Origin of the sequence: Bacillus sp. FSL W7-1085, from assembly GCF_038595035.1 — a bacterium.
Lineage (GTDB): Bacteria > Bacillota > Bacilli > Bacillales > Bacillaceae > Bacillus > Bacillus altitudinis.
Genome location: NZ_CP152000.1, coordinates 1219144 through 1243873 on the forward strand (window position 1 = coordinate 1219144; position 24730 = coordinate 1243873).

At 42.2% G+C, this 24730-nt stretch carries 27 protein-coding genes, 1 riboswitch and 1 other annotated feature; of the genes, 23 read left to right on the plus strand and 4 right to left on the minus strand.

Features of this window, described 5'->3' with window-relative positions; genetic code table 11:
- Nucleotides 1–282: 282 nt before the first annotated feature.
- The gene (locus tag MKY11_RS06140; protein WP_096881317.1) at nucleotides 283–1233 is read left to right on the plus strand and encodes a ring-cleaving dioxygenase; all 951 of its coding nucleotides are present in this window, start codon (nucleotides 283–285) and stop codon (nucleotides 1231–1233) included.
- A 42-nt stretch (nucleotides 1234–1275) separates the two neighbouring features.
- Here the strand turns inward: MKY11_RS06140 and MKY11_RS06145 are convergent, their stop codons facing one another.
- Nucleotides 1276–2595 (minus strand): trypsin-like peptidase domain-containing protein, encoded by a 1320-nt coding sequence (locus MKY11_RS06145; protein ID WP_326241586.1) that lies wholly within the window; start codon nucleotides 2593–2595, stop codon nucleotides 1276–1278.
- Nucleotides 2596–2764: 169 nt separating this feature from the next.
- On the opposite strand from MKY11_RS06145, the gene proG reads away from it, so the two are divergent.
- The 10 genes from proG to MKY11_RS06195 all read left to right on the plus strand — a co-directional run bounded on the left by proG (nucleotide 2765) and on the right by MKY11_RS06195 (nucleotide 13160).
- Nucleotides 2765–3589, plus strand: coding sequence for a pyrroline-5-carboxylate reductase ProG (gene proG, locus MKY11_RS06150; protein ID WP_048001641.1), 825 nt, complete (start codon nucleotides 2765–2767; stop codon nucleotides 3587–3589).
- A 189-nt stretch (nucleotides 3590–3778) separates the two neighbouring features.
- Nucleotides 3779–4603, plus strand: coding sequence for a M55 family metallopeptidase (locus tag MKY11_RS06155; protein ID WP_274660228.1), 825 nt, complete (start codon nucleotides 3779–3781; stop codon nucleotides 4601–4603).
- An 18-nt stretch (nucleotides 4604–4621) separates the two neighbouring features.
- Nucleotides 4622–5557, plus strand: a complete 936-nt coding sequence (locus tag MKY11_RS06160; RefSeq protein ID WP_048001639.1) for an ABC transporter permease — start codon at nucleotides 4622–4624, stop codon at nucleotides 5555–5557.
- Entirely contained in the window at nucleotides 5554–6516 is a 963-nt protein-coding gene (locus MKY11_RS06165) for an ABC transporter permease (RefSeq protein WP_024719611.1), read from the plus strand. The genes MKY11_RS06160 and MKY11_RS06165 overlap by 4 nt, the downstream gene beginning before the upstream one ends.
- A gap of 7 nt (nucleotides 6517–6523) precedes the next feature.
- On the plus strand, nucleotides 6524–7537 hold the full coding sequence (locus tag MKY11_RS06170) for an ABC transporter ATP-binding protein (RefSeq protein ID WP_007498841.1): 1014 nt from the start codon (nucleotides 6524–6526) through the stop codon (nucleotides 7535–7537).
- Nucleotides 7534–9153 carry a peptide ABC transporter substrate-binding protein gene (locus tag MKY11_RS06175; RefSeq protein ID WP_072367664.1) on the plus strand — a complete coding sequence of 540 codons (1620 nt, stop codon included), beginning with the start codon at nucleotides 7534–7536 and terminating at the stop codon, nucleotides 9151–9153. The genes MKY11_RS06170 and MKY11_RS06175 overlap by 4 nt, the downstream gene beginning before the upstream one ends.
- A gap of 114 nt (nucleotides 9154–9267) precedes the next feature.
- Nucleotides 9268–10209, plus strand: coding sequence for an LD-carboxypeptidase (locus MKY11_RS06180; protein WP_342501951.1), 942 nt, complete (start codon nucleotides 9268–9270; stop codon nucleotides 10207–10209).
- Complete coding sequence (locus MKY11_RS06185; protein WP_342501952.1) at nucleotides 10206–11285, plus strand: dipeptide epimerase; 1080 nt, start codon at nucleotides 10206–10208, stop codon at nucleotides 11283–11285. The genes MKY11_RS06180 and MKY11_RS06185 overlap by 4 nt, the downstream gene beginning before the upstream one ends.
- Nucleotides 11285–12202, plus strand: a complete 918-nt coding sequence (locus MKY11_RS06190; protein WP_017359133.1) for an NlpC/P60 family protein — start codon at nucleotides 11285–11287, stop codon at nucleotides 12200–12202. The genes MKY11_RS06185 and MKY11_RS06190 overlap by 1 nt, the downstream gene beginning before the upstream one ends.
- Entirely contained in the window at nucleotides 12192–13160 is a 969-nt protein-coding gene (locus tag MKY11_RS06195) for an oligopeptide/dipeptide ABC transporter ATP-binding protein (RefSeq protein ID WP_008346217.1), read from the plus strand. Before MKY11_RS06190 ends, MKY11_RS06195 begins: the two co-directional genes overlap by 11 nt.
- Nucleotides 13161–13221: 61 nt before the next feature.
- On the opposite strand, the gene MKY11_RS06200 is transcribed toward MKY11_RS06195, so the two are convergent.
- Nucleotides 13222–14082: a dimethylarginine dimethylaminohydrolase family protein gene (locus MKY11_RS06200; protein ID WP_274660231.1), complete on the minus strand. Its 861-nt coding sequence runs from the start codon at nucleotides 14080–14082 to the stop codon at nucleotides 13222–13224.
- A gap of 179 nt (nucleotides 14083–14261) precedes the next feature.
- On the opposite strand from MKY11_RS06200, the gene MKY11_RS06205 reads away from it, so the two are divergent.
- From MKY11_RS06205 to MKY11_RS06225, 5 genes are all read left to right on the plus strand, one after another.
- A complete protein-coding gene (locus MKY11_RS06205) occupies nucleotides 14262–14783 on the plus strand; it encodes an acyl-CoA thioesterase (RefSeq protein WP_008346212.1) in 522 nt (173 codons plus the stop codon).
- A gap of 114 nt (nucleotides 14784–14897) precedes the next feature.
- Nucleotides 14898–15224, plus strand: a complete 327-nt coding sequence (locus MKY11_RS06210) for a PadR family transcriptional regulator (protein WP_017367090.1) — start codon at nucleotides 14898–14900, stop codon at nucleotides 15222–15224.
- 4 nt (nucleotides 15225–15228) lie between these two features.
- Nucleotides 15229–15981 carry a hypothetical protein gene (locus MKY11_RS06215; RefSeq protein ID WP_142154844.1) on the plus strand — a complete coding sequence of 251 codons (753 nt, stop codon included), beginning with the start codon at nucleotides 15229–15231 and terminating at the stop codon, nucleotides 15979–15981.
- A gap of 110 nt (nucleotides 15982–16091) precedes the next feature.
- Nucleotides 16092–16580 (plus strand): small multi-drug export protein, encoded by a 489-nt coding sequence (locus MKY11_RS06220; protein ID WP_159145620.1) that lies wholly within the window; start codon nucleotides 16092–16094, stop codon nucleotides 16578–16580.
- Nucleotides 16581–16596: 16 nt separating this feature from the next.
- On the plus strand, nucleotides 16597–17142 hold the full coding sequence (locus MKY11_RS06225; RefSeq protein WP_041507405.1) for a GNAT family N-acetyltransferase: 546 nt from the start codon (nucleotides 16597–16599) through the stop codon (nucleotides 17140–17142).
- A gap of 18 nt (nucleotides 17143–17160) precedes the next feature.
- Here the strand turns inward: MKY11_RS06225 and MKY11_RS06230 are convergent, their stop codons facing one another.
- Nucleotides 17161–18204: a trifunctional transcriptional activator/DNA repair protein Ada/methylated-DNA--[protein]-cysteine S-methyltransferase gene (locus tag MKY11_RS06230; protein ID WP_342501953.1), complete on the minus strand. Its 1044-nt coding sequence runs from the start codon at nucleotides 18202–18204 to the stop codon at nucleotides 17161–17163.
- 199 nt (nucleotides 18205–18403) lie between these two features.
- A riboswitch (guanidine-I (ykkC/yxkD leader) is annotated at nucleotides 18404–18513 on the plus strand.
- A gap of 66 nt (nucleotides 18514–18579) precedes the next feature.
- On the opposite strand from MKY11_RS06230, the gene MKY11_RS06235 reads away from it, so the two are divergent.
- Nucleotides 18580–18909: a multidrug efflux SMR transporter gene (locus tag MKY11_RS06235; RefSeq protein ID WP_212361541.1), complete on the plus strand. Its 330-nt coding sequence runs from the start codon at nucleotides 18580–18582 to the stop codon at nucleotides 18907–18909.
- A complete protein-coding gene (locus tag MKY11_RS06240) occupies nucleotides 18906–19220 on the plus strand; it encodes a multidrug efflux SMR transporter (RefSeq protein WP_017367096.1) in 315 nt (104 codons plus the stop codon). The genes MKY11_RS06235 and MKY11_RS06240 overlap by 4 nt, the downstream gene beginning before the upstream one ends.
- A 33-nt stretch (nucleotides 19221–19253) precedes the next feature.
- Here the strand turns inward: MKY11_RS06240 and MKY11_RS06245 are convergent, their stop codons facing one another.
- Nucleotides 19254–19439, minus strand: a complete 186-nt coding sequence (locus MKY11_RS06245) for a hypothetical protein (RefSeq protein WP_212361544.1) — start codon at nucleotides 19437–19439, stop codon at nucleotides 19254–19256.
- A gap of 163 nt (nucleotides 19440–19602) precedes the next feature.
- On the opposite strand from MKY11_RS06245, the gene purU reads away from it, so the two are divergent.
- From purU to MKY11_RS06270, 5 genes are all read left to right on the plus strand, one after another.
- Nucleotides 19603–20505 (plus strand): formyltetrahydrofolate deformylase, encoded by a 903-nt coding sequence (gene purU, locus MKY11_RS06250; RefSeq protein ID WP_007498809.1) that lies wholly within the window; start codon nucleotides 19603–19605, stop codon nucleotides 20503–20505.
- 43 nt (nucleotides 20506–20548) lie between these two features.
- Nucleotides 20549–20768: a binding site (T-box leader), on the plus strand.
- A gap of 56 nt (nucleotides 20769–20824) precedes the next feature.
- On the plus strand, nucleotides 20825–21922 hold the full coding sequence (gene proB, locus MKY11_RS06255) for a glutamate 5-kinase (RefSeq protein ID WP_058337559.1): 1098 nt from the start codon (nucleotides 20825–20827) through the stop codon (nucleotides 21920–21922).
- 12 nt (nucleotides 21923–21934) lie between these two features.
- Nucleotides 21935–23182 carry a glutamate-5-semialdehyde dehydrogenase gene (locus MKY11_RS06260; RefSeq protein ID WP_268361385.1) on the plus strand — a complete coding sequence of 416 codons (1248 nt, stop codon included), beginning with the start codon at nucleotides 21935–21937 and terminating at the stop codon, nucleotides 23180–23182.
- A gap of 125 nt (nucleotides 23183–23307) precedes the next feature.
- Nucleotides 23308–24444: a Rap family tetratricopeptide repeat protein gene (locus MKY11_RS06265; RefSeq protein ID WP_024719625.1), complete on the plus strand. Its 1137-nt coding sequence runs from the start codon at nucleotides 23308–23310 to the stop codon at nucleotides 24442–24444.
- Nucleotides 24434–24568, plus strand: coding sequence for a hypothetical protein (locus tag MKY11_RS06270; RefSeq protein WP_008346190.1), 135 nt, complete (start codon nucleotides 24434–24436; stop codon nucleotides 24566–24568). The genes MKY11_RS06265 and MKY11_RS06270 overlap by 11 nt, the downstream gene beginning before the upstream one ends.
- Nucleotides 24569–24730: the final 162 nt, after the last annotated feature.

Genomic DNA, 24730 nt, shown 5'->3' on the forward strand with positions numbered 1-24730 from the left:
TTTGTTCATTGTAATACGATTTTAGGAAAACAAGAATTAAAAAAATTTTCTGATTTTCGTATTTGTATTTAAAAGTGTTCATTTATTGGAGATATTAGGATGAATGTTATCTTAAAAGCGAACAATAGAAGATTATTTTTGATTTAATGTTAATTTAATAGGCGAAAGCCGAACGTCCAATAAAGATGCAGCCGAATGGTTGACTTTTCTTCTAAAATGACCTATTTTATTCATAAGGATATTATCTTGAATTCGAGATATTTTATAATAGGAGTGAACACAATGAAAATAAATGGGATTCACCACGTATCAGCACTAACAGCAAATGCTCAGAAAAACGTTGATTTCTACCGCCAAATCCTTGGCTTAAAACTGGTGAAAAAAACAGTCAATCAAGATGATCCATCGATGTATCATCTATTTTATGGAGATGAGGTCGCCTCACCTGGTACAGAGCTGACGTTTTTTGAAATACCGATGCTCGCCCGCCGGTTGGACGGAACAAATGCGATCTCACGCACAGGTTTGATTGTCACTTCAGAAGAGGCACTCACATTTTGGGAAAAGCGCTTTGAAGAAAAAGGTGTAAAGAAAGAAACAGCTTCTTTAAGAGGCGGCAGACCTGCCTTGAAATTTACAGATCCAGAAGGACAGCAGCTGTTTTTGACTGTAGAACCAAACGTGCAAGATGGAGCGAAGCCACCAGTGCATGATGAGATTCCTGCTGATTTTGCGATCAGAGGTTTGGGACCAGTAGAATTAACAGTCGCAGAAGCAGATAAAACGATCAGTGTGTTAACGAGCATCCTTGGTTTCACAGAAAAAGCACGTGAACAATCAAATGATGGGGAAATCGTGACGATTTTTGAATCAGGACAAGGCGGAGCTGGAACAGAGATTCATGTCATTGAAAAAGCAGAAGGACCTGCTGAGCGATCTGGCAGAGGGAGTGTTCATCACGTAGCCTTTCGTGTAGCGGACGCAGAAGAGCTTGAAAAATGGCATGATAAAATAGCCAAAGCCGGTTTCACTAACTCTGGTGTTGTAGAACGTTTTTATTTTAAAGCCCTATATTTTAGAGAGCCAAACGGCATTTTGTTTGAAATCTCAACAGACGGTCCTGGATTTACAGTGGATGAAAGCGTGGATGAACTTGGTGATCAATTAGCACTTCCACCATTTTTAGAGCACAAACGAGCAGAAATTGAACAAAGATTGGTCCCAATCAAGTGAACATGAAAAAAGCAGCTCAATTTTTATGAGCTGCTTTTTTCGTTAAGAGCTGACTTGCTTTGATTCAGATTGTGTTAATGTCACTTGTTTTGTTTCTTCTTTTCCATTACGAACGAGTGTGATGCTGATGGTATCTCCTACTTTTGCATTCGTGTAAAGCTCGTGGCGTAATTCACTGCCGGTTGTCACTTTTTTGCCATTGATGGCGGTGATGACATCCTCTGCCTTTAATCCAGCTTTTGCAGCAGGTGAGCCAGCAGCGATTTCTTTTACGTACACGCCTTTATCCAGCTGACTGCTTGTCAGTCCAAGCGTTTCCTTCTGATAAGCATCTGGTACTTGTTCGAGATCCAGCATGCTGATACCGATATAAGGTCGTTCGATTTTTCCTTTTGTGAGAAGCTGCTCTGCAATTGGTTTGACATCATTGATTGGGAGCGCAAACCCAATACCTTCCACACCTGTTTCAGAAATTTTCATACTGGTGATCCCCACAACCTTTCCGTCTGTTGTTAAAAGCGGTCCGCCGCTGTTACCGGGGTTAATGGCGGCATCTGTTTGAATGACATTAATACTGCTTTCGCCAGCTGATGTATCCATAGAAACTGTTCGATCCACACCGCTGACAATTCCTTGTGTCACTGTTCTTGATAAATCTTCACCAAGCGGGTTTCCGATTGCGATGACGGTTTCTCCTGAACGAAGGGATGAGGAGTCTCCAAGTTCAGCGACTTTTGTAACGCCGCTGCTGCTAATTTCCACGACAGCAAGATCAGTCAGCGGGTCAGAACCAACCACTTTTCCTGCTACCGTCTTGCCATTATGCAAGGAGACTGTTAATTTATTTGCTCCTTCAATCACATGGTTGTTTGTTAATACATAGGCTTTACTACCGGATTTTTTGAAAATAACCCCTGATCCGGTACCGCTTTCTTGTTCTTGACTGCTGCTGTTTTGATTTTGCTGTGATCCATCAAAAGGTGTGTTCATATCACCAAAATCTGTGGTTGTTTGACTTTGTGTTTGATAGTTTGTAATGCCGACGATGGCTGGTGATACGTTTTCGACCATATTTGAAATACTGCTGGTCGAATTCGATGTTTGTGACGCTGTTGTTTTTGACGAATTTGTACTTGTATCATTTGTCGATACAGCGGCTGTTTTCGTTGACGAATCAGTTGAACTATTTTCTGAATGCTGAGCATATGGAGTTAGAACGTAAACACCTAACGCTAACGTACCTCCTACAATCCCGCTGACAAATGGCTTCAGCCAGCCACTTGGCTTCTTCTGCTTTTTTTTCGGCTGTTCAATGGTTTGTAATTCATAAGAAGTGTGTTTTTCATCTTTGTGATGTGTCATCAAGATCACTCTCTTTCATCGATTTTTACATGTATGTGTTTAAGGTGATTGACCGTATGTGGTGGATACTGACTTTATCGTAAGAAAAAAGTGTGGGATAAAAATGAAAACATTGTGGGAAATTGTTAAAATAAGTAGTGAATCTAAGCAAAATAGAGGAGATTAAACTGTGGAGACTATTGGAATCATTGGATATGGAAGCATGGCAGATATGATGGTACAAAAATGGCTGGACAAAGGAGTACTTCATGCCAGTCAGTTTATGATCCATACAAGAAGTGAAACGGAGCGGCTGCAACAGCTGAAAGAGAAGAACCAGCATGTCAACATTTGCTCTTTAGATGACATCTCTGCATCATGTGATGTCGTGTTTGTTTGTGTACCACCGCTTGCTGTACTTGATGTCTTAGATCAGCTGAGCCCCGCAAAGACATCTCTTCATATCGTATCAGTGGCAGCGGCTGTCACGTTAGACAAATTAATGCAACATACGAATCAGCCGGTTTCTAGATACATTCCCACTTTGACATCAGCCGTAGGGACGGGTGTATCCCTTGTGGCGCATGGTGAAACCACTGGACAGGAGGCACAAGAACGACTCCACCGCCTGCTTTCAGCTTTTAGTATCGTCAGGGAAGTAGAAGAGGACCGGTTTGATGCGGCGAGTAATTTGACAAGCTCTTCTCCGGGCTTTATTGCAGCAATCTTTGAAGAAATGGCGAGAGCCGCTGTTCGGAATAGTGAGCTTTCTTTAGAAGAAGCCTATGAATTTTTAACATATGCGCTGCTCGGTACAGGACAAGTTCTTGTTGAACGCGGACTGACATTTGCTGAAACGGTGAATAGGGTCGCAACAAAAGGCGGGATTACAGGAGAAGGCGCTGCAGTCATCCAGCAGCAGGCACCGCAAATGTTCGATGACTTGTTTACACAAACGATGAAAAAATATGCGCAGCTAAAATCGCAAATCGATGAAGCAGACAAACACCACTAAAGACATAGCTAGTGGTGTTTTTTCTGTAAAATAAATCCTTTCGCATCAATGCTTTTGACCTGTATTACCTGAGTCTAATTTCCTTATTTTCAGACATTGTATTGAAAAATCAATCAAGTTCTCATATAATTTTTTAGAAAATTTAGAAAAATATACACAAATTTTAAGTTTAATTAAAGGGGGATGGGGATGAAGCTCTATGTATCAGTCGATATGGAGGGAATTACTGGTCTAGCTGATCATACATTTGTTGATAGCCGCCAGCACAATTATGAGCGCGGGAGAAAAATCATGACAGGTGAAGTGAACGCCTGTGTAGAAGCTCTTCTTACACATGGGGCGACCGATATTTTAGTGAATGATAGCCATTCTAAAATGAATAATCTGTTGATTGAAGATTTGCATGAGGAAGCATCTCTCATATCAGGGGATGTAAAGCCTTATTCAATGGTTCAAGGATTAGATCAAACGTATGATGCCGCTGTTTTTTTAGGCTACCATGCGAGGGCATCAATGAAAGGTGTGATGTCTCACAGTATGATTTTTGGTGTCAGACATTTTTACATAAATGATCATCCAGTTGGTGAAATGGGCTTTAATGCGTATGTCGCAGGCTATTATGGTGTTCCAGTCATTCTTGTATGCGGAGACGATCAAGCGGCACTTGAAGCAGAAAAGTTAATGCCTGGCGTGAAAACAGTGGCGGTGAAAGAAACCATTTCAAGATCTGCTGTGAAATGTCTTACTCCTGCCAAAGTCAACCAACTAATCTCTCAGCAAGTGGAAGTCGCAATGAAAGAGATTCATCACATCAAGCCGCTGACGCCACCTGATCAGCCGCTGCTGAAGATTGAGTTTGCCAATTATGGACAAGCTGAATGGGCGAATTTAATGCCTGGTACTGCCATTATTGATGGGACAACAACGGTGACGTATCAAGCAGAGAATATATTAGAGGCCTACCAAGCGATGCTTGTCATGACAGAGCTTGCCGCACGTACAACATTTTGTTAAGCGAGGGGGAGACGGCAGATGACCAGCTTTTTGCTCAAGCGTTTGATTGCGATGATTGCCACGATTTTAACGATTACGACGTTAACGTTTATTTTAATGAAGGTCATCCCAGGATCGCCCTTCAATGAAGAACGAAATACAAACGAAACTGTCCAGCGAAACCTCGAAAGCTACTATCACTTAGACGAACCACTCTATGTTCAATATATGATCTATTTAAAATCCATCGTTACTTTTGATTTTGGTCCTTCCATTAAAAAGCCTTCTGAAAGTGTCAATGATTTATTGGCGAGAGGTTTTCCAGTCTCATTAGAACTTGGTCTTATCTCTATTTTGATTGCTGTCATCTCCGGCATCTTGCTCGGAATCATGGCTGCCCTCCGGCATAATGGCTTGATTGATTATATCGCCATGACGATTGCTGTTTTCGGTATATCCATACCAAACTTTATCTTTGCTACCTTATTAATTCAGCAGCTTGCTGTGAATGTAAAGCTCTTTCCTACAGCGATGTGGACAAGTCCAATGCATATGGTGCTTCCTACCATTGCACTGGCGGTAGGTCCAATGGCTATCATTGCCCGGTTAACGAGATCGAGCATGATAGAAGTGCTGTCGCAGGACTATATTCGAACTGCAAAAGCGAAAGGACTTTCCCCTTATAAAATTGTGTTTAAACATGCCCTGCGGAATGCACTTTTACCTGTTGTCACGATCCTTGGCACACTTGTCGCAAGTATTTTAACAGGCAGTTTTGTGATTGAAAAAATATTTGCGATCCCTGGAATGGGAAAATATTTTGTTGAGAGTATTAATAATCGTGACTATCCTGTCATCATGGGAACCACTGTTTTTTACAGCATCATCTTAATTACCCTTCTTTTCATTGTAGATGTGACATATCGTCTGCTTGATCCAAGGATCCAGCTGCATCAGAAAGGAGGAAAGGCATGAGTATACATCTTCAGCATGATCAAACGAATCAAGCGCATGAAGTGCCAGATGAATGGTTTGCTCCTAAAGAACAAAAGACATCTGAAGTCCATGCCATTAAAAGACCCTCACTTTCGTATTGGGCAGATACTTGGCGACGGTTAAAACAAAATAAACTCGCTATGTTTAGTTTATCGGTGCTGATTTTTCTTTTCGTCATGGCTGTATTAGGCCCACTCCTTGCACCGAATAGTGTGACAGAACAGCGGCTTTCCATGCAAAACTTGCCACCGTCAGCTGCTCACTGGTTTGGAACAGATGAACTTGGACGTGATGTGTTTACACGTACTTGGTACGGCGCACGCATTTCATTATTTGTGGGCGTGATGGCCGCTCTCATTGATTTTGCAATCGGTGTCATCTATGGCGGTATTGCAGGCTATAAAGGCGGGAAGTATGACCATGTCATGATGCGGATCGTCGAGGTTCTTTACGGTCTGCCGTATTTACTCGTCGTCATTTTATTGATGGTTCTGATGGGGCCTGGGCTTGTCACTATTATTGTGGCGCTCACTGTCACAGGATGGATTGGGATGGCAAGAATCGTGAGAGGTCAAGTCCTTCAGCTGAAAAGCCAAGAATATGTCCTTGCCTCGAAAACCTTTGGCGCAAAAAGTTTGCGCATCATCCGCAGAAATTTACTGCCGAATACGATGGGACCGATTATTGTGCAGATGACGCTAACTGTACCAACAGCGATATTTGCTGAAGCGTTCTTAAGTTTTCTTGGTTTAGGGATTCAAGCGCCGTTTGCAAGCTGGGGTGTGATGGCCAATGATGCCTTGCCGACAGTGCTGTCAGATAATGGTCACTGGTGGCGTTTATTCTTTCCGGCATTTTTTATTTCGCTGACGATGTTTTGCTTTAATAATTTAGGTGATGGCTTGCAAGATGCGCTTGATCCGAAGATGAAGAGGTGATGGCGTGATGAAAAAAATGCTTCGGATTATCGATCTGCATGTTAGCTTTCGGACATATGGCGGTTCTGTTCAAGCGGTACGCGGGGTGAATGTGGATGTGTATGAAAAAGAAACCCTCGCCATTGTCGGAGAATCAGGCTGCGGAAAAAGTGTGACGTCTCAAAGTATCATGCGGCTTCTCCCTGCATACAGCGCACAAGTCGATCAAGGGGAAATTTGGTTTCGTGATCGCAACTTGCTGTCATTATCTGAAAAAGACATGCGCAGCATACGTGGTGTCGATATCTCCATGATTTTTCAAGATCCTATGACGGCACTCAACCCGACGCTGACAATTGGAGATCAGCTGATGGAGGCTGCAAAAGTGCATCAGAAGCTGACAAAAAAAGAAGTGAAAGAAGAGGCGCTTCGTATGCTTGATTTGGTGGGGATTCCGCAGCCGAAAGAGAGGCTGAAGCAATATCCGCATCAATTCAGCGGTGGCATGAGGCAGCGGCTCATGATTGCAATGGCTCTTATTTGTGAGCCGAAGGTGCTGATTGCAGATGAACCGACAACTGCACTAGATGTCACCATACAGGCGCAGATTTTAGAACTATTTAAAGAGATTCAGAAAAAAACAGGCGTGACGATTATTTTAATCACACATGACCTAGGGGTCGTAGCACAAGTCGCTGATCGAGTGGCTGTCATGTACGGGGGAAAAATCGTTGAAGTTGGGACAAGGCGAGATATCTTTTACAGTCCACAGCATCCCTATACAAAAGGGCTGCTGCAATCCGTTCCAAGGCTGGATATGAAAGATGAACTCATTCCTATTGAAGGAAGCCCGCCAGATTTATTTGCTCCGCCAAAAGGTTGTCCATATACCGATCGATGTCCGTCTGCGATGAAAGTGTGTGATCATATTATGCCGCATGAAACGCAGCGTTCACCTACACATGCAGTACATTGCTGGCTTCAAGATGAACGAGCGAAGCAAACGGTTTTATCTTCAACACAAAGGGGGAGTTTTTCATGAGAAAAACAGGTTGGATTCTCAGTATGTGCTTTATCACAGTGATGCTGCTTGCAGGATGTACAGCCAATGAGCAAGCAGGCAAAGGATCTTCAAGCAAGGGTGAAGAGAAAGTTTTAACATTAAATAACGAAAACGAACCGACATCATTTGATCCACCCATTGGTTTTAATAATGTGTCCTGGCAAGGGCTCAATAACTTAATGGAAGGATTAACGAGACTGAATGAGAAGCACGAACCATCTGCTGCCATGGCGGAAAAATGGGACATCTCAAAGGACGGAAAAACGTACACGTTCCATTTAAGGGATGGGATTAAGTGGTCAAATGGTGATCCAGTCAAAGCAAGTGACTTTGAATATGCGTGGAAGCGGCTGCTAGATCCAAAGACGGGCTCTTCTGCGGCATTCTTAGCTTATATGATTGAAGGGGGCGAAGCGTTTAACAGCGGAAAAGGGAAGAAAGAAGATGTAAAAGTCAAGGCTGTTAATGATCAAACGCTAGAGGTCAAGCTAGCATACCCGCAAAAATCTTTCTTAAATATGACGGCAAACCCTGCCTTTTTCCCAGTGAATGAGAAGGTAGCGGAAAAGGACCCGAACTGGGCCAAGGATGCGAAAACCTTTGTCGGCAATGGACCGTTTAAGCTGACAGAGTGGAAGCATGATGAAAGCTTTACAATGGAAAAAAGTGACACGTATTGGGACAAACAAACGGTCAAGCTAGATCAAGTGAAATGGCTCATGATCAGTGATCGAAACACAGATTACCAAATGTATCAATCAGGAGATTTAGATACGGCCTTCGTTCCGGCAGAACAAAGTGAAGACCTGTTAAAAAGCAAAGATGTGCAAATTGAGGATCAAGCAGGGCTGTTTTTTTATCGTCTAAATGTCAACATGGAGCCTTTTCAAAATAAGAACATTCGCAAAGCCTTTCAAATGGCGATCAATCCTCAGGATATTGTAGAGTATGTGACGAAAAATGAAGAGAAGCCAGCACGTGCCTTCGTTTCACCAGGAATTTTAGATTCAAAGGGTGAAGATTTCAGAGAAGCTGGCGGCGACCTTGTCAAACATGATACGAGTGAAGCTGTAAAACTATTAGAAAAAGGGTTGAAGGAAGAGAACTATTCAAAGCTGCCGCCCGTCACATTAACATATAGTACAAAGCCTGAAAATAAGAAAAAAGCAGAAGCCATTCAGCAGCAATTAAAAGAAGCGCTAGGGGTAGACGTGAAGCTTGCAAACATGGAAGCAAATGTGTTTGCAGAAGATCAAAAGGCACTCAAATTCCAATTCTCGCAAAGTTCATTTCTAGCTGACTATGCAGACCCAATCAATTTCTTAGAGAGCTTCCAAACAGGAAATGCGATGAACCGGACAGGTTGGTCAAATGATACGTATGATCAGCTGATCAAAAAGGCGAGTCAAGAAGCAGATGAACAAAAGAGAAATCGTATGCTGCATGATGCCGAGGCACTTCTGATGGAAGAAGCACCCATTATTCCCATTCATTTTTATAACCAAGTCTATTTACAAAAAGAAGGCGTAAAGGGCATTGTCCGTCATCCTGTTGGTTACATTGATTTGAAATGGGCACAGGTAGATGGAGAGTAAATGAAAAACTGAGAGAACGGGACGCTTTGAAAAAAGCGTCTGTTCCTTTATTTGTTCATGTTATGAAGAAGATGCCCATAGATTGAAAGAAACGAAGAGAAAGAGGGGATTGGCATGAACCATCTGCCAGCGGCACTTCAAACAGGAGATACAGTGGGAATCATTGCACCAGCAAGCCCGCCTGATGAGCTGAAATTAGCAAGAGGTATTTCTTTTTTAGAAAGCTTAGGGCTAAAGGTGAAAAAGGGGAAGTATATCAACTCCCGGTATGGTTATTTAGCAGCTCATGATCATGAACGAGTGGAAGATATTCATCACATGTTTCAAGATCCAGATGTGAAGGCAGTGATTTGTGCTTGCGGAGGATACGGAACAGGAAGAATTGCAGAAGCCATTGATTATGACTTGATTCGCCGGAACCCAAAAATCTTTTGGGGATACAGTGATATTACATTTTTACATACAGCCATTCAGCAGCAGACGGGTCTTGTCACCTTTCATGGTCCAATGCTCTCCTCTGATGTGGGACTTGAAGAGGTTCATCCGTATACAAAGGATACCTTTTTACAGCTATTCACTCCAAAAGCCTTTTCGTATACGAACCACCTGTCACCTCTTCACACTTTTTATCATGGCACGGCTTCAGGCGAAATCACCGGAGGAAATCTTGCCCTTATCGTCACGACACTTGGTACACCTTTTGAAATTGATACAAAGGGGAAGCTTTTATTAATAGAAGATATTGACGAAGAACCATATAAAATCGATCGAATGATGCAGCACTTAGTATCTGCAGGAAAATTACATGATGCGGCGGGATTTATCATTGGTGATTTTCATCAATGTGAGCCGAAAAAGAAAGAGCAGTCGTTAACGCTGGATCAGTTATGGGAGACGTATATTGTCCCGCAACAGAAACCTGCACTTGGCGGTTTTCGGATCGGTCATTCATCTCCAAACTTCGCCATTCCAATCGGCGTGCAGGCTACATTAGATGCTACAGGGAAAAAACTGCATATTTCCCCAGGTGTTGCAGCGAAAGAGGCGATCAAATGAAAATCGTAGATGTTCGCACATGCAGAACGAATGTACCGCTAAAGAAGCCTTTCAAAACAGCATTAAGAACGGTGTATGACGCCGCATCTCTTATTGTGATCATCACCTATGATCAAGGTGATGTCAGCTATGGAGAGGCAGTGCCGACATCGGTCATTACAGGTGAAACACTGGAAAGCATCGACTATGCTATTTGCGCTGTGATGAGGCCGATCTTGATTGGGGCCTCATTGTCACAATATGAACAAATCTTTTCAGCGATCGACCGTGTACTTGTAGGCAACACGAGTGCAAAGGCTGCAATAGATATGGCGATTTACGATGGTTTAGCGAAGCAGGCTGGCCTGCCGCTTTATCAATATCTTGGTGGTTATCGTAATCAGCTGGAAACGGATTACACGGTTAGTGTCAACCGTCCGCTAGAAATGGCAGAGGATGCGAAGCAATATGCAGCTGAAGGCTTTCGTACCTTAAAGATCAAAGTGGGAAAAGATGATATAGATACGGATATTCAGCGGATCAAACGGATTCGAGAAAAAGTCGGGCCGGATATTCAAATCAGGCTTGACGCCAACCAAGGCTGGACATGGAAGGAAGCGATTGTCGCCATTCGAAAAATGGAGGCACTCGATATTGAACTAGTCGAGCAGCCAGTGCCTAAAGAAGACATCGAGGGTCTGCGCCGGGTGACGGAAGCAACAGACACATTGATTATGGCAGATGAAAGTATTTTTAGCCTCCATGATGCCATCAAGGTGTTAGAAACGAGAAGCTGTGATCTCATCAACTTAAAATTAATGAAAACAGGCGGTATCAAAAAAGCGCTGAAAATCAATAGTTTAGCAGAAGCATACGGCGTCAAGTGCATGGTTGGCAGTATGATCGAATCAAAACTAGGGATTACCGCAGCCGCTCATCTTGCTGCAAGCCAACCGAATATTACCCGTTACGATTTTGATGCGCCGCTTATGCTCAAAGAGGACTTAATAGACGGAGGAATTATCTATCAAGGAAAAGATATTCTCTTTCCGCCGCATCATGGGTTAGGCATTCAAAGAGTGAAAGGGGTCTTATGATGTTATATGAATCAAAGGTTCCAGTCGCAAATATATGGACAGCACCGCAGTCGCCGAGAGAAATAGATCGACACGTTCTTCAAAGTTCCGTCCAGATCAAAGAATGGATTGATGAGCAAACATATGAACAGAAATTGGCCTTATGTGAAGAAAATCTTATTCAAACCCAAGTACTGCTTGGCGAACGAGTCATTGGGCTGGAGGAAACAGATGGCTGGATGAAAGTTGTCATCCCGCAGCAGGCAAGCCGGAAACACCCGCAAGGCTACCCAGGTTATATCCCTGTAGAGCAATTAAATGAAGTATCAGAGAGTGAACCACCTGCTAGTCCCTTGATTGTTTGTCAGAAAAAAGCGGTTTTATATCAAAACGGAACACCGGATATGGAGGTTAGTTTTTTAACAGAACTAGCACTTGTTGAAGAAATGAGCGATTCCTTTGATGTTCTAACTCCAGTAGGAAGAAGAGAAATCAAAAAAGAAGATGTGCGCCGTGCTTCATCACCTTCTTCTATGAGCGGTAAGGATGCCTTAGCTATAGGAAAACAATTTATTGGACTGTCATATTTGTGGGGCGGCATGAGCAGCTATGGCTACGACTGTTCGGGTTTTGTTTACAGTATGTACAAAGCGTGTGGATGTTTATTACCGAGAGACGCAAGTGACCAAGCAGTTCAAGGAACCCCAGTCGCATCAAACCATTTGGCGCCAGGTGATCTCATGTTTTTTGCCAATGACAATGGGAAGGGAGCAGTTCGCCATGTAGGGATGTATGCTGGAGATGGCATGATGCTTCACTCACCTAAAACGGGCAGACAGATTGAACTTCTTTCTCTTTCTGGTACTTCATATGAACAGGAATGGGCAGGAACAAGGCGATATTTGAAAGCTGAGAGGGGGAGATGTGATGGGAAGTGAACCACTTCTGCAAGTCAACAACTTAAAAAAGCATTTTCATCTATCGAAAGGAAGAACGTTAAAAGCATTAGATGGTGTCACCTTTCAGCTGAAACAAGGCGAAACCTTTGGTCTTGTTGGTGAGTCAGGCTGCGGTAAATCTACACTTGGAAAAGTGCTCATGCGGCTTTATGACCCGACAGAAGGTGAAGCTTTGTATGAAGGGAAAAGTCTCCATCACTTATCGAACCGAGAATCATTTGATTTCAATAGGCAAATTCAAATGGTGTTTCAAGATCCGTATTCTTCTTTAAATCCTAGGCTCTCTGTAAAAGATATTATGCTAGAACCGATGGAGATCCACCAATTGTATGGCAGTCAAAAAAAAAGACTCGAGCGTGTGAAGGAACTGCTTGAAGCGGTGGGGCTAAGTCATGATTTTGCTACACGCTATCCTCACGAATTCAGCGGAGGTCAGAGGCAAAGAATAGGGATTGCTAGAGCACTCGCCTTATCGCCAAAGTTTATCGTGGCAGATGAGCCGATTTCTGCACTAGATGTATCCGTTCAAGCTCAAGTCGTGAATTTGCTGAAAAAACTGCAAAAAGAAGAGGGATTGACGTTTTTATTTATTGCCCATGATTTATCGATGGTCAAATATATTAGCGATCGAATCGGTGTCATGTACTTAGGACATCTCGTGGAGATGACCAGCAGTGATGCTTTATATAAAACACCACTTCATCCATATACACAAGCATTGCTGTCTGCTATCCCGATTCCAGATCCTGATGTGGAAGATAAACGCAAGCGGTTTATTTTAAAGGGAGAAATTCCAAGTCCAGTGAATCCGCCAAGCGGCTGCGTATTTCGGACAAGATGTCCTGCTGCAATGGATGTATGTGCGGACAAAAAGCCAGTATTACAAGCAGTCGAAGAAGGGCATGAAGTGGCTTGTCATTTATATGATAGGAAATAGATAGAGGGAAGAAGGTAAGCATTTAAAAAGCCAGCGAGTAGACAAGCTGGCTTTTTGGCTTTTATGAACGCCTAATAGGTAATGTACAGCATCTAAAAGAGCCGCCGGATTTAATGATTTCTGAAAAATCTACTTCAATGACGGTGTAGCCGCTGGCTGTTAATGCAGCATTTGTTTCTTGGTTGATTGGTAAGCTGATGACTTTTTTCTGTCCAATGGACAACACATTTGGTCCAAGTGTGAACTGCTCTTGCTCACTTATTTCAATGAGATCATAATGCTTTTTGAGCATATGAAGATCCTTTTCCGTAAAAGCTTCAGGGTAAATCAAGATCTCATGATGAGAAAGAATATTCATCACACAATCAAGATGCAAAATGTGAGAAGGAAGATGAATAGGAATGATGTCGTGATTCGGCAGTTCTTTTTTGAGTTGCTGGATGGCGGCTAGATTTGTTCTTTTGCTGATCCCCACAAATACCCGGGTTTGGTCTACAAGCACATCGCCGCCTTCAATCGTTCCATCATCCAGCGTGATGGTTGTCCATCCTTTTGTCTGTCCCCATTCTTTTAAGGAATGTTCTTCTCCTTGTCTGACAGGGGCTGCCATGTTTGAAACAAATAAAGTCTGTCCAATTGTAAATCCAATATCCCGAGTGAAGACTTGTTCAGGGAAACGTTCATTTGCAGGAAGAAGGACAGGCCGGACATGATGGTTTTTCAGCGTTTGGATGAATTGCTTATGCTGCGTGAGGGCTTTGATTTGAGAAATATTTTCTCTTGCAAAATGCTTTTGGGTTTCATTGATGATCTGTTTAATTTCCATATAAATTGGACTGCATAAGAGGACTTCTTGTAAATCATCATATTCACTCATACATTGCGGCGTTTTATACACTTTCTCTGATTTCATAGAATCCATCAAAGGGCCTCCTTGTTTATCGATAATTATATTATTCCTCCTTCTAGTAAATGTTGAAACATTTCCGAAAGAAAATCTCTCATGAGAGACTAAAGCAAAAAGTTTAGACAAACCTAATAGAATAGTGTTTAATAAAAGTCGTTCCGCATCAACGAAAACAGCAAGAAGGAGCTATGACGATGAGTGAAGAAAATTTCAAATACTGCAAGGAATCGAAAGTTGTGAAAACCAGCAGGGTATTCCCCCTCGATACGAATAACCACCAAACGTTATTTGGTGGGAAATTAATGAGTTATATAGATGACATTGCTTCCATCTCGGCAGCAAGACACAGCCGTAGTGAAACAGTCACCGCATCAATGGATTCAGTTGATTTTTTAGAGCCGATTGGACAGAAAGAGTCCGTCTGCTTAGAATCTTATGTGACATGGGTCGGTACATCTTCTATGGAAGTATTCGTCAAAGTCATTAAGGAAAACTTGATGTCTGGAGAGCGCAGACTCGCAGCAACTTCATTTCTTACTTTTGTCTCGCTTGATGAAAACGGGAAGCCAAAACGAGTTCCACAAGTCATGCCGGAAACAGAGGAAGAAATCATGCTTCATCAAACAGCGAAGCAGCGGGCAGAGGAAAGAAAAAGCCGCCGGAAGCATAGTAAAGCTTTGGCTGACGCACTTGGGACGGATAAGCCTTGGGCGTAAAAATCACCCTTTAAGCGGTGATTTTTTTCTGAGTCGGTATCTTGCATGGCAAGATAGTGTGTGGTAAGATCAAACTATCTTGTCATGCAAGGTACTGAAAGCGGAGGATCGATGATGACACAATCAACACAAATGCTAAAAGGAATTTTAGAAGGATGCCTGCTGTCGATTATTTCTGAAGGTGAAATTTATGGCTATGAAATGACAAAGAAGCTTGCGCACTATGGGTTTGATCAAATTAGTGAAGGTAGTATTTATCCGATCTTGCTGCGCATGCAAAAAGAACAACTGGTTCATACGTCCACAAAAGCATCGGCGAGTGGACCGAAAAGGAAATACTATACGCTCACACAAAGAGGCGAAGAAGCGCTGACGGATTTTACTATGCGATGGAATGAGCTGTCAGGGAATGTAGAGCGATTATTACATAAAGGGAAGTGAGAAGATGGTAACAAAAGAAACGAGACACATCTTATTAGAGCTGCAACTCTATCTCATATCAAAAGGGAAAAATCAGGACGAGATCGACGAAGTGATGGATGAATTAACGACACACGCTGTCGAAGCTGAGAAAGATGGGAAAACAGGGGAAGATGTATTTGGCGGAGATCCACGGGGCTTTGCTGATGAGCTAGCGAAAGAGCTTTCTAGAAATCATAAAGACTGGGTTCCGTTTGTCAGTGCTTTTTTAATTGGATCTCTTTTTTACATGATGTTAGCAGATGCCATCAGTCAAAGTTTATCGTATTCTTGGTATGCACTCATTGGTTATCCGCTAATCATAGTGGCCAATGTGATCATGACCATTGTGATGTTTAGAGCTTCTGCCTTTCAAACAAGCAGGAGGGCATTCTTTTACTTTTGGATATTAGGTGTTTTTCAGATGACAGCCTTGATCACAGTGAAATTATTGGACCAAAAACTTGGTACTCCTTTACTTGTGCTGACCTCGAGCCAAAGATGGGGCGTCATTCTTCTGTTGCTGCTGTGTATTGTCTTATTGAATGCCATTTTAAAAGCCAATATGGTGTCGCTCATTCCGGTGATCTTCTTTGGGCCGCAGCTCCTATTCGAATGGCTTGGATGGACATCACCTCTGATGCTTCTTTTCACAAGTCTGGTATCCATTGTGATTTTAGTCTTGCTCACAATCGCTTTTTTACAGAAAACAAACAAGAAAAATGAACATTTAATGTAGATAGAGCACATCACTTGCGATGTGCTTTTCTTTTTCTAAAAAAATGTAGATATGGGATCACATTTTTCTTTACAATGAGAAGAGGACAAAAATGAAAAGGGGTTCTGTGATTGGATATTGTATGGGGGTATGTACTCGTTTTTATATTGGCTGCTTTACCTTTCTTTGAAGTGGTTGGTGTCGTTCCGCTGGGGATTTTAAGTGGTCTGCATCCTGTGACAACGGCAGTTATTGGATTCGTCGGCAACTTTCTTACCGTCTTGCTACTCATCGTCTTCGTGGACCGATTTAAAGCGTGGTGGCTGAAGAAGAAAGAGGAGAAACATGATGAAAAAGGAGAGAAAAAACAGCTGAAAGCCAGAAAGGTTTGGGAACGGTACGGTCTCCCTGGTTTGGCACTTATCGGTCCTTTTATTATTGGCAGTCATTTAGCGGCTTTTATGTGTATGAGCTTCGGTACGAAAAGAAAACAAGTCACTGTGTGGATGACGGTCAGTTTAATCATGTGGACCGCATTAGCTGCTAGTTTAACGGGTGCGGGGTTCCATTACTTTGCCCCAGATTCAAATGGGTTGTTCGGAGATATTTTTAGCAAGTAAGCAGGGGGGATAACAAATGACACATCAAACACGGATCGTGCTTGAAACAGAGCGCCTCAGACTGAGAACAATGGATGAAGACGATGCGCCTTTTTTATATGAAAAGCTGTTCCAAGATGAAGAGGTCATGAAGTATTATCCTTCACTAAAGGATGAAAAGCAGACAAAAGAGTGGATTGCTTGGAATCAAAAGAATGACCGCACATTTCATACATCCCTGTGGATCATTGAAGAAAAAGAAACGAAGGAACCACTTGGTCAAAGCGGAATTGTTCTCCAAAACGTCGAAGGACAAACAGAGCTTGAAATTGGCTATATGCTAAAGAGATCGGCATGGGGAAAAGGATATGCTGTTGAGGCTGCAAAAGGCTGTCTTGCGTATGGTTTTGACGAAATGAAGGTGAGGCGAATGGTCAGCTTAATTCGCCCTGACAATGAAGCGTCAGTCAAGGTCGCAATGAAAATGGGGATGAAAAAAGAAAAAACCATTTCAAAATGGGATCAAATGATTGATGTTTACAGTGTTACTCGTGACGGAAAAAGCGGCTCGCTTGAATCATAAGGAGAGCCGCTTTTTCTTTTATAGACGCTGTTCTAACTGAAGTAAATATTTCTTTCGTTCGATTCCCCCGCCATATCCGCCAAGTTCACCGCTTGTTTGAATGACTCGGTGACAAGGAATGATGATGGCCAACTGATTGGCACCATTTGCATTTCCAACTGCCCGAACCAAATGGGGATCGCCAAGCATGATGGCAAGATCTCGATACGATCTCGTTTCGCCTGACGGAATCTGTAATAGAAGATCCCATACCCTTTTCTGAAAAGGGGTGCCATGTATAGCAAGTGGCACAGTAAACTGCGTGAGTTTCTTTTCAAAATATAAGGCCAATTCCTTTGCTAACTGCTGATGGACGTTTGTTTCTCCAACTAAAAGACGGGCATGATGTTTTTTTCTGATGTTCTCAATTTCTCTTTCTAATCCTCGCCTGTCCATAAATTCAAGCAAATACACATGGGTTGCATCTGAAATGCTCATCATCCGCCCAATCGGAGTAGAAATAAAATTCGCATGCAAAATATTGACTTGCGCCTTTTTGGGTGGATTTCCCATGATTTTCGTAAAGGCATCATTGAAGGCACTGGAAGACTCATAACCGAAGGTGACTTGCTGATCAATGACTTTTTTTCCGTTCAGAATCTCTTTAAACGCTAGCCCCATTCGGCGTGATCTAGCATATTGAACAAAGGTCATTCCATAGATTTCTTTGAATTTTCTCCGAGCTGTTGCAGAGTGAATCCCTAATTGGCGAAAATCTTCTTCTTTCCACCGTTTCTCAGGGCTCTCTTCAACTGCTGATACAAGTGTTTTGACTTCTTCTGGAATGCTGTTAGGATATGTTAAAGGCGTGCATCGCTTACACGGCCGATACCCTGCAAGCAGCGCCTCCTCTGCTGTAAAGAAAAACTCGCAGTTCTCATATTTTGGTTTTCTAGCAGTGCACGTGGCATGGCAGAAGATGCCGGTTGTTTTAATACCAGCAAAAAACGTGCCGTCATATTGCGGATTTTTATCAACAAGTGCTTGATAAAATTCGTGTTTTTGTTCGTCGGTCATCATCATTTGATCCACCTCTTGTTTTATTATATCAGTGATGTGGTCGTTCCTCTTTCTAACATTTAGTATACTTCGCTTTCATCCACTTTCTTTCGAAAAATGAACAAGTATATTTGAAGGGAAAAAGCAAAGTGGTAGACCGGCATATCAGGGTGTGATACACTTTTTCATACAGAATCGGCTCTACGCTAGATCTGATTATCATGAATTGGTTTTCTAGGGTTCCGTGCGGGCAGCGCAGTCTGGACCGAGAGAAAACACATAGGGTCTAGACAATAGACCGTATGGACACGGAGGGATAAAAGCCCGGGAGATTTGATCAAACGATCGATTTCCGGGCTTTTTTTATTGCTTGGAATCGGTAAGAAAGGAAGAGATCGAATGAAATGGGGAAATGTTTTGATTGCAGCCGTATTTGAAGTCGGCTGGGTGATGGGGTTGAAATATGCTGGCTCTATATTGGAATGGAGCGCAACCATCGTTTGTATTGTTGTCAGCTTTTATTTACTCCTGAAAGCCACGACTGTACTACCAGTTGGCACACTTTACGCCGTTTTCACCGGACTTGGAACAGCCGGTACGGTCATAGTAGGGATGGTCATGGGTGAGCCGGTACAGCTAGTAAAAATACTTTTGATCATGGTGCTTTTAAGCGGTGTATTAGGACTCAAATTGACCACAGGTGAAAAGAAAGGGGAGGCTGAATCGTGAGCTGGCTTTTACTCATTGGGGCAGGCATCTTAGAAATGCTTTGTGTCACCATGATGAATCAATTCCAGAAAGATCGCCATGTCAAATGGATTTTCTTCATAGCAGCTGGATTTTCGCTATCCTTTTTGATGCTGTCTCTTGCGATGAATACAATTCCGATGGGAACGGCGTATGCGATTTGGACAGGAATCGGAGCAGCTGGAGGAGCGATTGTTGGGATGCTGTTTTATGGTGAGTCGAAAGACGCAAAACGTATTTTCTTTATCGCACTGATTTTATCAGCAGCGGTCGGGTTAAAAATCATTGAATAAGAAAAGGCTAGCAAACATGTGCCAGCCTTTTTGCTACATCGAATGATGATTGGAATCGTTTTCATTTTTGCGGTAAAGATGACTCACAAGCAGAAAACATACACCAAATGTAAGTAAAGGAATGAGTCTTTCTCCGGTCATAAATAGATAAATGCCCGTGATTAGACATACGATGCCGAGCCAAAAGCTCACTTTACCAAACAAAGTCATGTTTTTCATCTCCATCACTCCTTTTGTGATAAAAGGTCTATTCATATTATATCACGCTAGGTGCAGAATTGAATGAATATTCAATAAAAAACACGACGCTTAATTGCTTTTTCTCTTTCCAGTCCAGTATAATATTTCATTAGAATGAAAAATGTAAATGAGGTCATAAGACATGAGAACATTGATTACAGAGAAACTTGAATTACACAGACAAAAGCATGAGCAAAAAGGAAGGCTTTTAGTCAGCTGCCCGGATCAGCCTGGTATTGTGTCAGCTGTTTCTACTTTTTTATTTGAACATGGAGCAAACATCATTGAATCTAGTCAATACACAACAGATCATGAGAGCGGCCGGTTCTTTTTAAGAATTGAATTTGATTGGAAAGACATCTCGGCCAACTTAGATCAACTGAAAAGCAGCTTTGAGCCAATTGCGCAATCATTTCACATGACGTGGAGCATGTCGCGTGCAAGTGATCTGAAAAAGCTGGCGATCTTTGTGTCCAAGGAGCTTCATTGTTTACATGAACTTTTATGGGAATGGCAAAGCGGTAATTTAATGGCTGAAATAGCGGTTGTCATCAGCAATCATGAAACGGCAAAAGATACAGTCGAAGCACTCGGCATTCCATTCCACTTCGTGAAAGCAAATAAAGACATTCGCCAAGATGCAGAAAAACAACAGCTTGCATTATTAGAAGAATATGATATTGATGCGGTTGTGCTTGCTAGATACATGCAAATTTTGACGCCAGCCTTTATCGAACAGCACCCGAACAAAATCATTAATATTCATCATTCCTTCCTGCCGGCTTTTATAGGGGCTAACCCTTACAAGCGTGCATATGAGCGAGGGGTTAAACTGATTGGGGCGACTTCTCATTACGTGACAAATGATTTAGACGAAGGGCCAATCATTGAACAGGATATTGAGCGGGTAGATCATAGAGATGATGCAGAGGCATTAAAAAATATTGGCCGCACGATTGAGCGCAGTGTGCTTGCCCGAGCTGTCAAATGGCATCTGGAAGATCGAATCATTGTTCATGAGAATAAAACGATTGTGTTTAATTGACCGCTTGACTTTTCTGAAGCAATTGGTGATAATATAAAAAAATTAACGAGCGTTGAGAAGGAATAGTAAGCAGGACCTGCTGTGTAAAAGAGAGCAAATGACATGCTGAAACATTTGCCGCAGACAGCTGCTGAACCTACCCTTTGAGCCTTAGAGGAAAAATCTAAGCGCATGCCTGGCGTTACAGGAGTTGAGTGGAATAAGCAGACGTATGCTTATTCAATGAAGGTGGTACCACGGAAAATCCCTTTTTCGTCCTTTACATAAGGAGAAAAAGGGATTTTTTATGTGGTGAAAGGTATAGCGGAGGGAATCAATGATGAAAAAGCAAAGGATCGTCATAAAAATTGGTAGCAGTTCATTAACAGAGCAAAAGGGAGCCATTGATGAACAAAAAATGCAGGATCATGTCAAAGCCATCGCAAAGCTAAAAGAGGCAGGACATGAAATCATTCTCATTTCGTCAGGAGCCGTTGCGGCGGGATTTGGCAGTTTAGGATATCCGTCAAGACCTGTGACCTTAAAAGGGAAGCAGGCTGCTGCTGCCGTAGGTCAAGGCTTGTTAATGCAGAAATACACAGAACTATTTTCACAGTTTCAGATGACGCCTGCACAAATGCTTTTAACACGTAATGACTTTTCAGATCGTACAAGATATCGAAATGCTTACGCAACGATGATGGAACTGCTCGAAAGAAAAATTTTACCGATCATTAATGAAAATGACTCTGTGTCCATCGAAGAGCTTACCTTTGGTGATAATGACATGCTGTCAGCACTGGTCAGTGGCTTAATTCATGCAGACCAATTGATCATTTTAACAGATATCAACGGAATTTATGATGCCAATCCAAGTGAGAATCCTGATGCGAAGCGGTTTGATGTGCTGACTCACATTTCAGATGAATTGTTCTCATATGCGAAGAGTACGGGTTCAAAGGTTGGAACAGGCGGGATGAAATCTAAGCTTTCAGCTGCACAAACAGCTCTCTCCCTTGGCGTTAAAGTCTTCATTGGCACAGGTACAGGGGAAGACAAGCTTCTTCACATTCTCGCTGGTCAAGGAGACGGCACATATATTGGTGAACAAGACTTATCATCAGTCAATAACCGTCGCCAATGGATTCAATTCCACTCACCAGTCTCTGGGAAGATCATGATTGATGCGGGGGCAGAGGCGGCGATTTTGCATAATGGAAGGAGTCTTCTTCCAGCTGGTGTCATTGATGTAGCTGGTGAATTTTCTAAAGGAGAGGTCGTCGAAGTTGTTGGTCCAAACGGATTAGTCGGTAAAGGACAAACATTGTATGATTCAGATGAGCTTCTTGGCATTAAAGGGATGCGAAGTCATGAGCTTTCTTATGAAAAACCTGAAGTCATTCACCGAGATCACTGGGTTCAGCACGTACAAAACTGAGGAGGGAAAACGATGAATGAAGTTCTAGAAAAAGCAAAAAAGGCAAGCGCAGCCAAAGATCAGCTGCTATTAAAAACAACTGAACAAAAGAATGCTGCATTAGACGCTATTGCAAAAGCATTAAAAGCATCTTCAGCTTATTTAATTGCCGAAAACCAAAAAGATGTTCAGGCGGCTATAGACAAAGAGTTCACGCCATCTGTGATCGACAGAATTACATTAACAGAAGAGAGAATTGAAGCGATTGCAGACGCTACGCATCAACTCATTCAGCTCAAAGACCCAATTGGTGAAACATTAGAGACCATTCAAAAAGAAAACGGGCTTCTCATTGAAAAAGTACGTGTGCCTCTTGGAACGGTTGGGATGATTTACGAAGCAAGACCAAACGTGACAGTCGATGCGGCCACTCTTTGCTTGAAAACTGGAAATGCTGTGATTCTTCGAGGAAGTTCATCGGCCATTCATAGTAATAAAGCGATTGTGAAAGTCATTCACGAAGCGCTGCAACCAACGGATATTCCCGTAGACAGTGTACAATTGATTGAAGATACAGGCCGTGAGACGGCTAAAACCCTGTTCACTTTAAATGACTATCTAGATGTCCTTATTCCACGCGGCGGGAAACATTTAATTGATCTTGTTGTGAGAGAGTCTACTGTTCCAGTACTTGAGACGGGTGCAGGGAATTGTCATATTTACATTGATGAAACAGCCCTAAAAGAAATGGCTGAACAAATTGTTCTGAATGCGAAAACACAAAGACCATCTGTTTGTAATGCCATTGAGAGCATTGTCATTCATGAAACATGGGCAAAAGAACATGGCGCTTCGCTCTTTGAAGCACTTCAGACACATGGTGTAGAGATACGGGGCGATGAAGCAGTATGTGCACTTGCACCTAGTGCCACATTAGCGACGACCACTGATTTTGAAACGGAATTTTTAGCGCCGATTGTCAGTATTAAAACCGTCAAGACCATGGAAGAGGCGATACAGCATATTCAAATGTATAGCTCTAAGCATTCTGAAGCGATCATTACGGAAAACGAGCAGCATGCGGCACTTTTCTTAACAGCCGTTGATGCTGCCGCTGTATATCATAATGCATCTACCCGGTTTACAGATGGCTTTGAATTTGGCTACGGAGCGGAAATCGGCATTAGCACACAAAAATTGCATGCTAGAGGACCAATGGGTCTGCCAGCCCTAACCTCTGAAAAATTTGTCATTCGTGGTCAAGGACAAATAAGAGAATAACCCATCCAAAAAGAGAGTCTTATCGCACAAGGCTCTCTTTTTCCTTTCATTTTTGTATTTCTTCGGTCAAGTATGATAAAATATGGTAATGTTTTATATTTTGAGAAGATTGGAGAAGGCAACGTATGGCGAAAATCATTCCCTCTTCGGATATTGGAGTGAAAATCAACAAGTGGTATGAATTAATCCGCAGATTTGATTCAGAACAAGCAGAACAGTTAAAGCAGGAAATTCGCACCTCTCTTGATTCAATGGAAGAAGATCAGAATTTGCTTCTCTATTTTTCTTTAATGGAATTCAGGCATGAGGTCATGCTCGATTATTTAAAGCCATTAAAGGAAGGAAAGCTTCGCGCCAACTTTTCCGAGCTTTCGAAAGAAATAGATGAGCATCAAACGCATGTCACAGGCATGCTTGAATATTACTATCATTTCTTCAGAGGCATGTATGAGTTCGGCCGGAGAGAGTACATTGCTGCCATATCGTCCTATCAAAAGGCAGAGCACAAGCTTTCTTTTGTATCCGACGATATTGAACGTGCAGAATTTCATTTTAAAATGTCAGAAATATATTATCACATGAAACAAACACACATTTCGATGCACCATGCCAAACTAGCGCTGGATGTCTATATTCAGCACGAACTATATGCGCTTCGTACCATTCAGTGTGAATTTATTGTAGCCGGTAATTATGATGATATGAGAAGGCATGAAAAGGCATTGCCACATCTCGAAAGAGCACTTGCAAGATCAAGAGACTTTCAGAATGTGCGTTTTATTGCTTCTTCATTGTTTAATATGGGCAACAGCTATTACAGAATGGGAGACTTGAACCGCGCACTCGACTTAATGAAAGAATCCATCTCATTATTTGATCAAAACCAATCTGATCATCTTCGTCGATCGATAGACCCTCTTTATACAGCCGCTCAGATCTTATACAAACAAGGTAAAAACGATGAAGCATTATATTACAGAGAAGAATGTATGAAACGAGCAGAAGCTCTGCAGGATGACATTCATATTCAGAAGACCATTTTTTTAGAAGCATTGTACTTACGACAAGATGCAGAGCATATTAAACGTATTTTCCATTTTTTAGAATCTTCCTATGCATATCCAGATATAGAAGAGCTGGCTTTAGACACCGCAAAGTATTATAATGAAATGGAGGATTATGAAAAATCTTCCATGTTCTATGGGGAAGCGGAACATGCTCGTATCTATATTCAGAGAGGGGATTGTTTATATGAATTTTAAAAAATGGGCAGTCGTCTGTACAAGCATCACGATCTTGGCATTATGGATCACATCACCTAATGCCGACCCCGATAACAGAAACCATACGCTAGAAAAACCGAATCCGCAGCATATTACGATCTAAAAAGCCCTTTTTAAAGGGCTTTTTTTATTGACCGCTTCAATCATCGTAGGTTGCACATTCATAAAAATAAAAAATGGAGGAAAGATGAAAGTGAGTGTTTTTCATTGACTCTTGAATTTATATTGTGTACAATTAAATTGTAGAAAATATTAATAGAGCGAA

What these genes read in the sequence shown, in the direction of transcription:
- MKY11_RS06140 (WP_096881317.1), top strand. Translation starts at nt 283, where the DNA reads ATGAAAATAAATGGGATTCACCACGTATCAGCACTAACAGCAAATGCT.
- MKY11_RS06145 (WP_326241586.1), bottom strand. Translation starts at nt 2,595, where the DNA reads ATGACACATCACAAAGATGAAAAACACACTTCTTATGAATTACAAACC.
- MKY11_RS06155 (WP_274660228.1), top strand. Translation starts at nt 3,779, where the DNA reads ATGAAGCTCTATGTATCAGTCGATATGGAGGGAATTACTGGTCTAGCT.
- MKY11_RS06160 (WP_048001639.1), top strand. Translation starts at nt 4,622, where the DNA reads ATGACCAGCTTTTTGCTCAAGCGTTTGATTGCGATGATTGCCACGATT.
- MKY11_RS06165 (WP_024719611.1), top strand. Translation starts at nt 5,554, where the DNA reads ATGAGTATACATCTTCAGCATGATCAAACGAATCAAGCGCATGAAGTG.
- MKY11_RS06170 (WP_007498841.1), top strand. Translation starts at nt 6,524, where the DNA reads ATGAAAAAAATGCTTCGGATTATCGATCTGCATGTTAGCTTTCGGACA.
- MKY11_RS06175 (WP_072367664.1), top strand. Translation starts at nt 7,534, where the DNA reads ATGAGAAAAACAGGTTGGATTCTCAGTATGTGCTTTATCACAGTGATG.
- MKY11_RS06180 (WP_342501951.1), top strand. Translation starts at nt 9,268, where the DNA reads ATGAACCATCTGCCAGCGGCACTTCAAACAGGAGATACAGTGGGAATC.
- MKY11_RS06185 (WP_342501952.1), top strand. Translation starts at nt 10,206, where the DNA reads ATGAAAATCGTAGATGTTCGCACATGCAGAACGAATGTACCGCTAAAG.
- MKY11_RS06190 (WP_017359133.1), top strand. Translation starts at nt 11,285, where the DNA reads ATGTTATATGAATCAAAGGTTCCAGTCGCAAATATATGGACAGCACCG.
- MKY11_RS06195 (WP_008346217.1), top strand. Translation starts at nt 12,192, where the DNA reads ATGGGAAGTGAACCACTTCTGCAAGTCAACAACTTAAAAAAGCATTTT.
- MKY11_RS06200 (WP_274660231.1), bottom strand. Translation starts at nt 14,082, where the DNA reads ATGGATTCTATGAAATCAGAGAAAGTGTATAAAACGCCGCAATGTATG.
- MKY11_RS06205 (WP_008346212.1), top strand. Translation starts at nt 14,262, where the DNA reads ATGAGTGAAGAAAATTTCAAATACTGCAAGGAATCGAAAGTTGTGAAA.
- MKY11_RS06210 (WP_017367090.1), top strand. Translation starts at nt 14,898, where the DNA reads ATGACACAATCAACACAAATGCTAAAAGGAATTTTAGAAGGATGCCTG.
- MKY11_RS06215 (WP_142154844.1), top strand. Translation starts at nt 15,229, where the DNA reads ATGGTAACAAAAGAAACGAGACACATCTTATTAGAGCTGCAACTCTAT.
- MKY11_RS06225 (WP_041507405.1), top strand. Translation starts at nt 16,597, where the DNA reads ATGACACATCAAACACGGATCGTGCTTGAAACAGAGCGCCTCAGACTG.
- MKY11_RS06230 (WP_342501953.1), bottom strand. Translation starts at nt 18,204, where the DNA reads ATGATGATGACCGACGAACAAAAACACGAATTTTATCAAGCACTTGTT.
- MKY11_RS06235 (WP_212361541.1), top strand. Translation starts at nt 18,580, where the DNA reads ATGAAATGGGGAAATGTTTTGATTGCAGCCGTATTTGAAGTCGGCTGG.
- MKY11_RS06245 (WP_212361544.1), bottom strand. Translation starts at nt 19,439, where the DNA reads ATGAAAAACATGACTTTGTTTGGTAAAGTGAGCTTTTGGCTCGGCATC.
- purU (WP_007498809.1), top strand. Translation starts at nt 19,603, where the DNA reads ATGAGAACATTGATTACAGAGAAACTTGAATTACACAGACAAAAGCAT.
- proB (WP_058337559.1), top strand. Translation starts at nt 20,825, where the DNA reads ATGAAAAAGCAAAGGATCGTCATAAAAATTGGTAGCAGTTCATTAACA.
- MKY11_RS06260 (WP_268361385.1), top strand. Translation starts at nt 21,935, where the DNA reads ATGAATGAAGTTCTAGAAAAAGCAAAAAAGGCAAGCGCAGCCAAAGAT.
- MKY11_RS06265 (WP_024719625.1), top strand. Translation starts at nt 23,308, where the DNA reads ATGGCGAAAATCATTCCCTCTTCGGATATTGGAGTGAAAATCAACAAG.
- MKY11_RS06270 (WP_008346190.1), top strand. Translation starts at nt 24,434, where the DNA reads ATGAATTTTAAAAAATGGGCAGTCGTCTGTACAAGCATCACGATCTTG.